Source organism: Lawsonibacter asaccharolyticus, assembly GCF_022453915.1.
GTDB classification, from domain to species: Bacteria; Bacillota; Clostridia; order Oscillospirales; family Oscillospiraceae; genus Lawsonibacter; species Lawsonibacter asaccharolyticus.
This window is the reverse complement of record NZ_CP091870.1, coordinates 948,607-960,920: the sequence shown is the minus strand read 5'-3', so window position 1 is coordinate 960,920 and position 12,314 is coordinate 948,607. Positions and strand designations below refer to the sequence as shown.

General features: G+C 58.4%; 13 protein-coding genes. 5 read left to right on the top strand and 8 right to left on the bottom strand.

Going from position 1 to position 12,314, the window contains the following annotated elements; all coding sequences use genetic code 11:
- Positions 1-805 precede the first annotated feature (805 nt).
- The 3 genes from L9O85_RS04465 to L9O85_RS04455 form a co-directional block, all read right to left on the bottom strand.
- The gene (locus L9O85_RS04465; RefSeq protein ID WP_050625094.1) at positions 806-1,666 is read right to left on the bottom strand and encodes a DUF6282 family protein; all 861 of its coding nucleotides are present in this window, start codon (positions 1,664-1,666) and stop codon (positions 806-808) included.
- A 194-nt stretch (positions 1,667-1,860) separates the two neighbouring features.
- Positions 1,861-3,252: a sodium/glutamate symporter gene (locus L9O85_RS04460; protein WP_277102551.1), complete on the bottom strand. Its 1,392-nt coding sequence runs from the start codon at positions 3,250-3,252 to the stop codon at positions 1,861-1,863.
- A 126-nt stretch (positions 3,253-3,378) separates the two neighbouring features.
- Entirely contained in the window at positions 3,379-4,344 is a 966-nt protein-coding gene (locus L9O85_RS04455; RefSeq protein ID WP_050625096.1) for an alpha/beta hydrolase, read from the bottom strand.
- Between the two features lie 433 nt (positions 4,345-4,777).
- Between L9O85_RS04455 and L9O85_RS04450 the strand changes: the two genes are divergently transcribed.
- The 4 genes from L9O85_RS04450 to L9O85_RS04435 all read left to right on the top strand — a co-directional run bounded on the left by L9O85_RS04450 (position 4,778) and on the right by L9O85_RS04435 (position 7,939).
- A complete protein-coding gene (locus L9O85_RS04450; RefSeq protein ID WP_187120355.1) occupies positions 4,778-5,617 on the top strand; it encodes a MurR/RpiR family transcriptional regulator in 840 nt (279 codons plus the stop codon).
- Between the two features lie 445 nt (positions 5,618-6,062).
- Positions 6,063-6,809: a PAQR family membrane homeostasis protein TrhA gene (trhA, locus tag L9O85_RS04445; protein ID WP_256182690.1), complete on the top strand. Its 747-nt coding sequence runs from the start codon at positions 6,063-6,065 to the stop codon at positions 6,807-6,809.
- A gap of 139 nt (positions 6,810-6,948) precedes the next feature.
- Positions 6,949-7,602, top strand: coding sequence for a TetR/AcrR family transcriptional regulator (locus L9O85_RS04440; protein WP_050625098.1), 654 nt, complete (start codon positions 6,949-6,951; stop codon positions 7,600-7,602).
- A 79-nt stretch (positions 7,603-7,681) separates the two neighbouring features.
- The gene (locus L9O85_RS04435) at positions 7,682-7,939 is read left to right on the top strand and encodes a hypothetical protein (protein WP_301579707.1); all 258 of its coding nucleotides are present in this window, start codon (positions 7,682-7,684) and stop codon (positions 7,937-7,939) included.
- Positions 7,940-8,000: 61 nt separating this feature from the next.
- Here the strand turns inward: L9O85_RS04435 and recD2 are convergent, their stop codons facing one another.
- The 4 genes from recD2 to L9O85_RS04415 all read right to left on the bottom strand — a co-directional run bounded on the left by recD2 (position 8,001) and on the right by L9O85_RS04415 (position 11,401).
- Positions 8,001-10,226 carry an SF1B family DNA helicase RecD2 gene (gene recD2, locus L9O85_RS04430; protein WP_301579706.1) on the bottom strand — a complete coding sequence of 742 codons (2,226 nt, stop codon included), beginning with the start codon at positions 10,224-10,226 and terminating at the stop codon, positions 8,001-8,003.
- 23 nt (positions 10,227-10,249) lie between these two features.
- Positions 10,250-10,573: a hypothetical protein gene (locus L9O85_RS04425; RefSeq protein WP_276757011.1), complete on the bottom strand. Its 324-nt coding sequence runs from the start codon at positions 10,571-10,573 to the stop codon at positions 10,250-10,252.
- Between the two features lie 46 nt (positions 10,574-10,619).
- The gene (locus L9O85_RS04420) at positions 10,620-11,108 is read right to left on the bottom strand and encodes a COG2426 family protein (RefSeq protein WP_077138786.1); all 489 of its coding nucleotides are present in this window, start codon (positions 11,106-11,108) and stop codon (positions 10,620-10,622) included.
- 77 nt (positions 11,109-11,185) lie between these two features.
- Entirely contained in the window at positions 11,186-11,401 is a 216-nt protein-coding gene (locus L9O85_RS04415; RefSeq protein WP_277102550.1) for a helix-turn-helix domain-containing protein, read from the bottom strand.
- An 83-nt stretch (positions 11,402-11,484) separates the two neighbouring features.
- Between L9O85_RS04415 and L9O85_RS04410 the strand changes: the two genes are divergently transcribed.
- Positions 11,485-11,748, top strand: coding sequence for a hypothetical protein (locus L9O85_RS04410; protein WP_277102549.1), 264 nt, complete (start codon positions 11,485-11,487; stop codon positions 11,746-11,748).
- On the opposite strand, the gene L9O85_RS04405 is transcribed toward L9O85_RS04410, so the two are convergent.
- The gene (locus tag L9O85_RS04405) at positions 11,711-12,256 is read right to left on the bottom strand and encodes a GNAT family N-acetyltransferase (RefSeq protein WP_277117758.1); all 546 of its coding nucleotides are present in this window, start codon (positions 12,254-12,256) and stop codon (positions 11,711-11,713) included. The genes L9O85_RS04410 and L9O85_RS04405 overlap by 38 nt on opposite strands.
- Positions 12,257-12,314: the final 58 nt, after the last annotated feature.

Sequence of the window (12,314 nt, the reverse complement as noted above, 5' to 3'; positions counted from 1 at the left end):
CTTTTCTGTCTCTGGGGCACGGCCCTCTGTGTACTGTTCCTCCACCAGCCGTCCTTTCGTTTTCGGAGGTTTCCCTCCCCGTTGGCTCTGCGTTTTTCCATGATGCACTACCTCCTTTGCAGCAACACAACATACTGCAGAAAGAGAAAAATATCCAGGGCCATGGCGCAGAGTTATCAAAACATTCATATTTGTCGGTTATCCGGCAAATCGGGCCTAGGTCTATATCCTTGTTTAAGCGGCGCAATTTTTGAGCCTTGAACACTACTTGAAATCGGGTAGATATCACATGTGATACCAGAAGAACCCTTGTGGGCATGGCAGTTTACAGCTTTATGATATCACATCTGATGCCCGCGTGAAAAATGTGATATCACGTAATTTTCTCAAATAGTTTCACATTTTTCCAATTCGTGTCGTTTTCCCGTCCTCGGCCCGCACTGTGGAAAGATGTGCAAAGCGGTGATGTCACCGCTTTATCCTGTACTTTTTTCGGCCACCCGGTCCCCCCTAGTTTCGGGGAAAACTGTTTTTCAGAGCAGCATTCAGTTTTCGACACACGGCCCCGAAACAGGCGTGGATGGTTCCGAAGGGGCACGGACACCCCTCACTCCTTTTCGGGGCACACAGCGGCCTGCACGGTTAAACAGGGTGGCGAACGACCGTCGTTTCAGTACCAGAATCAAAAATTATCCAAAAATATTCAGTCAGCGGATGTGTCAAGGACAACATAACAATGTTTATCCATCTGATAAGTATACATAAATTCAAAACTAATGCCACTATACAAAAAGTGAACACCGACTTATCTGTTAAGCATATCTTCAGGGGTAATTCGAAGCATTTGTGTCACATTTTCAGCAGATATTCCATGCTTTATCAGGACTTGCACAAAACGGGCCATCCCCTCTGCTGGCGTCTCCCTTCCGCTTTGCCCCCGGTCCGTGGACAGAAAGCAGTGCTCCGGTCCCACCGTGCGGATATGGCTGGCCATGCTCTCGGCTGTGCAGTTGCCCTCTGCGATGTTGTACCAGCACTTCTCTACGTACACCCCCAGCTGGGCCAGCTCAGCCTGGGTGTCTGCGTCCATGGTGGTACGGTCCCACTCCGGGTGAGTCAAAACCATCCTTACCCCCATCCGGCGGCCCTCCCGGCAGAGCAGGACGGATTCCAAGGGGCTGATATGGCCGGTAGCCAACAGGGCCCGATAACTCCGGACCACTTCGAAGATCTCGTAGATTTCCCGGCGCAGATTCCCCTGCTTATCCAGTAGGCTGATGCCCTCCCGCTGGAAAAAGTCTCCCGGCATATCCCCGTGGAACAGGCAGTTGGCCGCGTCTCGGGTTGGCATAAAGATCACGTGGGCCCCCATTTTCAAGGCGCTGTGGACTGCGTAGGGATTCAGGCCGCCCAAGGGCCAGTTGAGAACGGCCGCACCGTAGGCTTTAGCCCGGAAGCCCTCTCCCCGTCGGTTGGCCAGAATGGCCCGGGCCCCGGTGGGCTCGTAGTGGTTTTTCAGCAACACACCAGCCATCCCCGCCTCTTCTGCCTGGGCGAGCACCTCAAAGTCGTCCAGTAGACGCGGAACGTGGGAGGGAATTGGGTGTATATGCAGGTCATAGCTGCCCTGAAGCAGGGCGCGAGCCTGATCTAAACTGGACATCATAAGCTCCTTTCTATAAAGACGGGGCGGCTGAGAGTTCAGCCGCCCCGCCTGTGAACAGTATTATTTTGTGGGGGCGGTCTCTTGGCTTCTCTCTAGTGTCTTATGATATTTGTTTTGTTTTTTATCAAAATTGCGGAACAGGCTGTAGTCAATGCCCTGTGCAACCCAGAAATACTCCTTATTTGTGGGGATTTTTATTCGTGAAGAGTGCTGATGATCTCCGCCTCTCCCTGGCGCAGCTCGTTCATCTTCTCTTTGTGTACACCGAATATCTTGGCTCCAATGAGGAACAGCACTAGAGCAATGCCTGTCTCAATGGCGCCTACCGCGAGGCAGCCCATGGAGACTGCCAGGATCGGCGTCAGTGCGATGATAAACACCTCGATCACCGACTGGAGGGTATAGGAGTAACCATAGTCGTTCAAAGTGCCGCTCTTGGCCTCCGGGTCCACGATGCGCAACAGAGTGACACCGATGGCCACCACGCCGGTGGTCCAGCCGAACACGAAAATAGAGCGCTCAAACCAGAAGTTATGGAACAGCTTCCGGCCCACAAAGAACACCAGGGTCAGGGAGGTAAGGGTACCCAGCACGCACAGCAGGAGGATGGGGCCCACGAACTCCATGACCACAGTGATGGAGATGGAGGCCACGCCGAATCCCACCAGATAGTCGGTCACCATGCTGCCGATGCGGCCTTCTACATGTTCATCCACGCTATCCTTAAAGGGGGTGTGGTTCAGGAGGGTCTGGAGGAGCACGCCGGCAATCATGGTCAAACACATGACTGGCAGCTCAATATCAGGAAGATACTGCTTATACCAGTCATAAAAGGTATAGCCGGCCAGGGTGGCGATCAAGGTCAGGGCCAGATGCCAGGCCAGGGGGTCCATGGACATGGGGTTGATGGTCTCCTCGCCCATGGAGATGCGCTTCTCCGCAGGAACAATGCCGGTGCGGCAGTCCTCAGGCAGGGCCTTGGCGCTTTTGACCAGCCGGGTGGCCCCTTTCCGGGTGGCGTAGTTGATGCAGATAATACCCACAAACAGGCCGGTGAGCAGGCCCATGGTGGCAAAGGTCTGGCCGATGACCACGCCGTCCGTGCGGCCCAGGAGGTTATTCAGGGCAGTACCAATGGTGGAGGCGTAGCCGTGCCCGCCGCAGTAGCCGGAGGGCATCAGCAGGGCGATTTCTGTAAAGACGTCCGGGAACAGGAACGTGACCAGCGCGCCGCCCACCAGCAAAGCAATGCCGAAGCAGAAGAACTCCGCACCCATATTGACGCAGAAGGAATCGCCCACCTGGGTGAAAATCTTTTTCAGGCTGGTCTTTTCCTTCTTGCCCAGGAACAGACCGCCGAACAGCACGCACACCAGCATATAGGCGTAGGAGCCGATCTGACCGCTCCAGGGGATCAGATCCAAGAACTGAGGCCCAAGCAGCAGTCCCAGTATCCCGGCCACGAGGGAGGCGGGGATGTAGAACATCTGCAGGAACTTGATCTTGGCCCGCATAAATTGAGCGATCACCAGCAGCAGGGACATAAAACAGAAATCCGTCAAAAACGACATATAATTGTATTCCATGGCCGAGATTCTCCTTTGTTAGTCTCCCTCGCATCAAGAGGGTAAGCCGGATAAAAGGGGCGCTCCCGTCTCAGTATATAAACATGCGGCGGGAGCGCCCTAAACCCCATTTGGACTTGTGTAAAATTATTTCTGCAGACCAAACTCCATGGGTTTCAGATGCTCCTTATAGAAGTCAGCCAGAGCGGCGGCCAAAGCTTGGAACTTGGGATCCTCGTCGAACATCCACTCGTTGTGCTTGCCATCCACATAGTAGAGTTGCTTGGGCTCATTAGCCAGGCGGTAGGCTTCCTCGGCCTCTACCCGCTGGTGGAGCTCATTGTAGTAGCCGTGGCCCACAAAGACGGCCCGGGGCGCGATCTTGGGCAGAAGGTCCTCCACATTGAAGCGGATGAAGCTCTCGCCGATGGCGGTGGACATGGGGGTGGGGAACTCCTCACCGCTGTCCGCATCTACGGAGCTCTGGATGCCGCCATTGATCTCCTTAAGTACGTGGTCGGTATAGAAGTCGCCGCTCTCGGTGATGTTGGGGTAGTCGGTGTAGGGGTGCATCAGCACAGGGTCGTTGGTGGTGATCCGCTTGATGCGGTCCTGACGCAGGCGGGCCACAGACTTACCGAAGGCGTCGTTTCCCATGCCGTCTCGCATCCAGCGCTCGCCGTTGATGAAGGAGTTCAGAGTCGCAACCGCCTTGACCTCCTTGTCCCGGGCCGCCACGGTGATGCACACGGCTCCGCCCACGCCCCATCCCAGCAGGCCGCAGCGCTCGGGATCGACCTCCGGCTGGACCTGCATGAAGGTGAAGGCGTTGGCGATGTCCTCCACCTCGGTCTCCAGGGTGGTATACTTGGGCAGGCAGGGATGGACATCCTCGCTGGGCTTGAAACCGCGGTAGTCAAATCCCATACACACAAAGCCGTAGGCGGTCAGAGCACGGGCGTACAGGGCGGGATAGCACTTGTTCACGCCGGTCCAGCCGGAATTGCACAGCACGGCAGCCCGTTTTTCTCCCTCCTTGTAATCGTCGGGCAGATAGATGGTACCGGCCATCTTGGCACCTTCGCTGTAGAATACGACGTCTCTGGTTTTCATTTCAAATTACCTCCTAAAAAATAATTGTGGTTTTATCAGTCCAAATGTCATTTAAATTGTTTTTTGCTTTTGTGATGCTAATTATATTCCGTTAAAAAGAATATTTCAACCGTTTATTTTGCAAAATAGAATTTTTGTTCCCTTTATAGAAAATATATGCTTCATTTTGTTCTTTTTAACAAAATATTCGGCATATATATTCTATTTTATGATTGATACTATATTTTTTAGAGAAAATAGTAAAGTGGTTCCGTAGTTTGCCATATAAAATTCTCCATTTCTTCTTTTAGACGCCTTCCCCCGCATTCTGCGCCAGAGCCATGCCATAGTTGACCATGCCGCAAAAAAAGGTTATGATAAGAATGAAAAACCGCCGATTTCAAGGGAAGAACTGCAGGTGCTTGTAATGGAAAAAACACTTCTTGATGAGATAATGACATTAAAAGATGTGCTGCCCAAGAAACAGCGCATCCTGTGTCAATACTTAGCTTTGAACTACGAGCGGGTAGGAGTCATGACAGTGGCTGAGTTGGCCCGCGCCGCCGGCGTCGGTACCACCACTGTCATGCGGCTGGTACAAACGCTTGGATATGACAGCTTCAGCGCTTTCAAGCGCACCCTGGCAGATGTGGTTCTGTTGAAGAACACCTCCTCCTACCGGGGGCAGAAACAGAGCTTTGTCAGCACCAAGGAGACAGAGAGCAGCGATACCTTCCGCTCGGTGGCTGCCGACAGCCTGCGCATCGTGGAAAACCTCTGTACTCCCTCAAATATTGAGGAATTTGAGCGTGCCATCCAGCTGATGCTCAAGTCGGACACGATCTATACCATTGGCTTGCGCTCCAGCAAGGCACTGGCCCTCTATTTTGAGTATGCCCTCTCTTGCTTCTACCCTCATGTGCGCCAGCTGAGCCTGGAGGGAGAATTTGTATTTGACAAGGTTTCCGTCCACATGAAACCCACAGATGTGCTTCTGGTCTTCTCAGTATGGCCCTGCACCAAACGGACCATCCAGGTAGGCAAGCTCTGTCATCAGCTGGGTATTCCCATCATTCTGGTCACAAATACCAGCCTTAACCCCCTGGCGAAGGCAGCCGATGTGATGATTGATGCCAATTCAGTCAATCACCCCTGTGGGGACGCCCCCCTGATGGTAGTGATCGAGGCTCTGGTAGCTGAGCTGGGACGCCGCACCGCCCCCCAGTCCACGCTGAATCTGGAACGCATCGAACAAGTCCTGAGCGAGAATAATTTGGTGATTTGGGAAGATTGATTGGGCATTGCTATAGGTGTAAACTTAGGCATTGGATTTGGTGTTGGAACTATTTCTCCTGATCCAAGCCGTGACCCATACGAGGTTTGGACGTTTAAGAGACAACAGAACAAATGATCTCAAGCTGTAAAGCTGTTTCGACAGAAAAGGCACAGAAATTCTCAACAGATTGGGCATCACATCGGAATCGCAGCTCATAACCCGGAGCTCTCAGATTCTTGAAAAGAGCCAAGTTTTTTTCTTCCACTTCTTCTCATAATTTCGCCCTTTCCGCATATCCTGACCTTGTCCAGCGATTCGGCGCCGGCGGGCTCCTGTAATTTTCCGCATTTCAGATATAATTTTTAATACTATATTTAGTAATTTTTATATTGATATTTTGTCTGTTTGGTGTTATACTAATGATACACAAGAACAGATGTGCCTTCCTGGAAAGGAGCCCTCTATGCACGAACCTGCTTATAATCCCTCTGTGGTACCGGATATCACCCGCTCCGCCCCGCTCACCGCCCGCCATCAGCAGGCTCCCAGACCCCGCCGGGACCCCTATGACGGCCTGCGGCCTTGGTCCGCCATCACCCACGGGGCAGGCGCGGTGCTGGCCCTGGTGGGCACGGTATTTCTTCTGGTCCGGGCCGCCGGGCTGGAGGACTGGATCAAATTTTCCGCCTTCCTGGTCTATGGGCTGTCCATGATCGGCCTCTACACCGCCTCTACTCTGTACCACTGCGTCAACACCACAGTCCGGGGCCGGCTGGCCCTGCGGAAATATGACCACTGCTCCATCTACCTGCTGATCGCCGGCAGCTACACCCCTATCTGCATGACCGTCCTCTGGGGCGGCGTGGGCGGCCCCCTGCTGCTGGCCATCTGGCTGTGTGCGGCGGCGGGGATCATCCTCACCATCGCCAAGCTGGACATCCCCCGCTGGCTCACCAGCGTCATTTACCTGGCCATGGGCTGGATGGCTCTGTTCGCCATCGCCCCTCTCTCCCGCGTCCTGCCCGCCGCGGGCATGTTCTGGCTGATCGCCGGCGGAGTGCTCTACACCGTGGGCGGGGTGCTCTACGCGGTCAAGTGGCCCGGCCGGAACAACCCCCGCTTTGGCTGCCACGAGATCTTCCACGTCTTTATCGTCCTGGGCAGCGTGTCTCACTTTATCCTGATGTATTCCGTGGTCGCTCCCCTGTGACCCTCCCTGAAACACCGGATCCTCCCGGCCATGGAATGGCCGGGAGTTTTTTCAGCTTCGCGCCAGGGGGTTGACAGCAGGATCGTTCTGTGCTATTCTACAGATACATACATTATGTATCTATTAGGAGGCACAAACCATGCCGCGGAATAAGTACCCGGAAGTGACGGAAAAGGCCATTTTGGACACCGCTAAGCGGCTGTTTCTGGAGCACGGCTATGAGCATGTCACCTTGCAGGACATCGCAGAAGCCTGCGGCCTGACCAGGGGAGCCATCTACCACCACTTCCACGGTAAGGAGGAGATGCTGGACGCCGTCACCACCTATATGTTCCATGAGACGGTCCCCTGCCGTGAGATCCAGGAGGACACCTCCCGGAACGGGTTGGAGAAATTACAGCGGCTCATCATTGCCTCCGTCTCCAACCGGGAGCAGCTCCAGATGTACCGCATGCTCTCCCGGACCTTTTACCAAAGCCCCAAGCTGGTCTGTGCCTACCTGCTCAGCTGCCGAACCTCCGTCGTCCCTATGACCCGCACCTTTCTGGAGGAAGGGGTGTCGGACGGCTCCATCACTGTGGACTCGCCTCAAATCGCGGCAGAGGTTGTGGCCGTCTTTACCAACCTCCTGCTCAGCCCTCTGGTCTTTTCGTCCACGGGCCCCGATTTTCAGCGCAAGGTTGCCTGTGTGAGCACCATGCTGGAGAGCATCGGCCTCCCCCTGATCAACGACCAGGTCTCCGCTGCTTTCTCCGCCATGGGCGCTGTGCTGTACGGGGAGGAACGGACCTAGCTTCCATCAGATGCCCCCTGGGGCATTTGATTTTGCAAATATACATACAATCAGAACGAATGTATAAGGAGGTATCCCTATGACGGAAGAAAGACTGGAACAGCTGGTGGAAGGGGCTGCCAGCAGATTTGACCGCTCCATGAACCGGGCCTGGGAGCACCGCCCGGTGCGGCTCATGGGCGGGGCCCTCTCCCTGCTCACCGGCGCCGGACTCATCGCCAAGGCCGTGCCCCTGGCTCAGGAGGGCCGTGCCGCGACGGCCAGGGTATGCCTGGCCGCCGGCAGCCTGGTCCTCCTGGCGGAGGCCGCCCGCATCCTGTTCCTCCGCCGGAAATGAGCATCCATTCTCTCGGGGAAAAGCGCCAGCCTGCCGTACTTGGCAGGCTGGCGCTTTTCAGTCACAGGGGGAGCGACGCTGTCTCCCCCGCCAGGCGGGCCCGCAGGCCGCTGTACCGGCGGGTCTGGCGGTTGTTAGCCACCATGCGGGCCACCACGCTCTCCTCCCCCACCACAATGAACAGGCTGCGGGCTCGGGTGATGGCCGTGTACAACACGCCCCGGGTGAGCAGCATGGGGGCCCCATCCAGGGCAACCAGGATCACCGCCCGGTATTCGCTGCCCTGGGCCTTGTGGACCGTGACGGCATAGGCAGGCTCCAGCTCTCCCAGCATGTCCGGGGAATACTCTACGATCCGCCCCTCAAAGTCCACGGTGATGCACTCCCCCCGCGGGTCGATGGACTGGATGCGGCCGATGTCTCCGTTGAACACCCCCATCCCGGAGGCCGCGCCCCCGTCCTCCCTCCAGAGGATGTCGTAGTTGTTTTTCACCTGCATCACCCGGTCCCCCTCCCGGAAGAGGGTGTCGCCGAAGCGCCGCTCCCCCTTCTCCTCCGAGGGCGGATTCAGCGCCGCCTGGAGGGCCTGGTTCAGGGCGGAGGTGCCCGTCCCCCGCCTCCTGGTGGGGGAGAGCACCTGGATCTGGTCCGCCGGGATCCCCATCCGTTCCGGCAGGCGCCGGCGGCACAGGTCCACGATGGTCTCCGCCGCGCTCTGAGGGTCCCGGCGGGAGAGGAAAAAGAAGTCGTTATCGTTCTTCCGCAGGTCGGGCATCTCCCCCGCGTTCACCAGGTGTGCGTTGCGGACGATGGCGCTCTGGGCCGCCTGCCGGAAGATCTGGGTGAGCCGCACGGTGGGCACAGTCCCGCTGCGGATCAGGTCCCCGAACAGATTCCCCGGCCCCACGGAGGGCAGCTGGTCCGGGTCTCCCACCAGTACCAGCCGGCAGTCATTGCGCAGGGCGGCCAGCAGCGCCGCCATCAGAGGCACATCCACCATGGAGGTCTCGTCCACGATGACGGCGTCCGCCTTCAGAGGGTCGTCCTCCCCGTGGCTGAAGACCAGACGCCCGCTGTGGGGGTCAAAGCCGGTCTCCAGCAGGCGGTGGATGGTGGATGCCTCCGTACCGCACAGCTCCCCCAGCCGCTTGGCCGCCCGGCCAGTGGGGGCCGCCAGGGCGGTCTCCAGCCCCAGGGTCTCGAACAGGGCCAGCACCCCCCGCAGGGAGGTGGTCTTACCGGTACCCGGCCCCCCGGTGAGGAGCATGACCTGCCGGCAGGCTGCCAGCTCCACCGCCTCCCGCTGCTGGGGTGCGTAACGGATTCCCTGGTCCCGCTGGATTCGGGCGATCAGCTTGTCCAGGTCGTCCGGCGGGAGCAGCTCGGACCGGCTCATCTCCCCGACGCGCCAGGCCACATAGCACTCCGCATCGTAAAGGGCGGGCAGATATACCCCATCCTCCCCCGCAACTGCCTCGCAGACCACCTCGCCCCGGCCGGCCAGGGCCTCCAGGCAGGGCTCCAGCAGGCCGCCGGACACGTCCAGCAGGATGGCGGTGGCCTCTATCAGCTTGCGCCGGGGCAGGAAGCTGTGTCCATTGTTCAGGTTGTGGGCCAGTTCAAAGAGCAGCCCCGCCTCCAGGCGCTGGGGGTCCTCCCCCCCCACCCCCAGAGACAGGGCCAGCTGATCCGCCTGGGAAAACTCTACACCGAACTCCTCCCCCACGATCAGATAGGGGTTGGAGCGCAGCACCTCCAGCGCCACATCCCCATAGGCCCGGTACAGGGCGGTCCCCAGGGTCAGCGGGAGTTGGTGTTCCCCCAAAAACTCCATCAGCCTCCGCATCCCCATCTGCTGGCGGAAGGACTCGCTGATCTGCCGGGCCCGCTTGGGGGTGATCCCCTTGATGGAGGCCAGCTTCTCCGGCTCCTCCTCCATCACCCGGAGGGCGTCCTCTCCGAACTCCTCCACCAAGCGGCGGGCAGTGGATTTGCCCACCCCCTTCACTGCGCCGGAGGCCAGGTAGTGGAAGACCTCCTTCAGGCTCTGGGGCAGGCGGCGCTCCACGATCTCCGCCTTAAACTGGGCGCCGTAGGTGGCGTGGCGCACCCAGCGCCCCTGCACCGACAGGTACTCCCCGGGGGAGACGCCGGGCATCTCCCCCACCAGGGTGAGCTCCTCGCCCCCCCGCTCCAGCCGGAGGATGGTGTAGCCGTTCTCCTCATTCTGAAAGATCAAAGAGGCCACGGTGCCCTCCACCAGTTCCAGCTCTCTGCCGTCCTCCAATTTTGGGCACCTCCTCTCTTGTATCAATGTGCCTCCGCCCCATCCTCCGGGCGGTACAGGTCCACCACCGGCCAGCGCAGGGCGAGCCGCTGGGCCACCGCCAGGCCCTCCCGGTCCAGACCCAGGTCCACGATGACCACCGGGCAGCGCAGCAGGCCCAGGCTCCTCAGCCACATCAGGGCGCGGACGCTCTGCTCCAGCCCCCCTCCGTCCCCCTGCCCCTCCAGGACGGCCAGGACCTCCTGCCCGGGGACCGGGCACACCAGCCGCCCCATCAGGCACCAGACCAGCAGGCCCAGCCCCATCAGGCACAGGACGGTCAGCACGATCTCCCACACATATTCCATACAGGCTCACCTCCGGCCCATCCTATGCCGGAAGCGCCGCCGGGGTTCAGGCGAACAGATTGATACCCACGTGGGTCAGAGCAGTCATGATGCACCCCGCCGTCATCACCCCCAGCACCACAGCGGGCAGGGCCTGTTTCAGCCGCATGTTCAGAAAGGCGGCCACCAGAGAGCCGGTCCATGCGCCGGTGCCGGGCAGGGGAATTGCCACAAAGATCCAAAGGCCCAGATACTGGTAGCGCCGCACCTTCTGTCCCTTCAGGTGGGCCTTCTCCTCCAGCTTGTCCACCATGCTGTTCAGGCGGGGCAGATGTCTGCGCATCCAGGCGAAGATGCGGCGGATGTACACGATAATGAAGGGGGCGGGGATCACGTTCCCGATCACCGCGGCGGGAAAGGCCAGCCAGTAGGGCAGGCCCAGGGCCACGCCGAAGGGGATGCCCCCTCTCAGCTCGATGATGGGGATCATAGACACCAGGGTGGTGAACAGGCATTTCCCCTCTGTAGTGTCGGTCAGCCACTGAAAAAGATCCATTCTGGTCTCCTGTCAAATCCGTATTTTGCCGCGCCGCGGCAAGCTGATAACCAATTTACACGATACCGGTCCATCCGTCAATCCCGGCCCAGCAAATAATCGGTGGTGACGCCGAAAAAGTCGGCCAGCTCCATCAGCTGGAGGGCAGAGAGATTGATCTTTCCATACTCGATTTTTTGATAATGTCCCTCTGTGCAGTCCAGCAGAGCGGCCATCTCTTTCTGGGTCATCTTTTTTTCGTTTCGCAGCGGCTTCAGCCGGCCCGCCAGCCCCGGAAGGATCACTTTTGTCATTTTTAATTTCCTCTTAACACATTATTAAATGATGTATTATAATAACATCGCAATATGATGTGTTTGAAGGACGCTGATTTGATATGGAAGACTTTCTATCTTGGTTCTATGAGCACTATATCAAAACTACCCTTTCCTCTCAGCCCCCAGATTTCGGGACTTCCTGCCGGGCCGACCTGCTCCGAAGCGTGCTGGACCCCTTTCTCCAGCAACAGCTGGAAGAGCTCAACCGCTTTTACGCCCTCCGCAGCTTCCGTCTGGGACTACGGACAGGACTGGCGCTGGCCCGGGACCTGGAGGATGGACCACTTACGCCCCCGCCACCTTCTGAGGGCGGTCTGCCATGACCATCTCGTCCAGATATCGGGCAAAGCGCCGGTACTGTCCCTCGTCCCAGCCGCCGGGAAAGGTCATCACCTCCAGGGCGTGGCCGGAGAACTCCAGGCGGTAAGGGGGATGGATGTGGGGCCATGGGTTGGAGACAAGGCCCAGCCCCTCGTAAAAGCCCTTCCTGCGCCGGGATACCGGGTCCTCCGGAGGATCGATTTCCAGCACCACCGGGTCTCCCTCCGCCAGGAACTCACGCAGTGCCCGGCTGCCCCAGCTCTGGCCCCGCAGCTGCGGGGCGATGGCGAAATGCTCCACATAGCGGAAGCCGGGCCCGGCCCACCACATCAACAGCCCCACCCGTGTCTCCCCCTGACAGAGCAGGTCGCAGTGGTACTCCGGATGGCCCAGCACCCCCTCCTGCCGCTCCCGAAGGCGCTGCTCGTGGACGGGAAAGCTCTGCATATAGAGGTCATAGAGCCAGTCGAAGCCAGGATCGCCCGGGGCGATGATTCGGATGTGTTCCATAGGATCCTCCTCCTGATTTTCTGCGGCGCTCCGGCAAAGGCCGCCGGAGCGCTCCGCG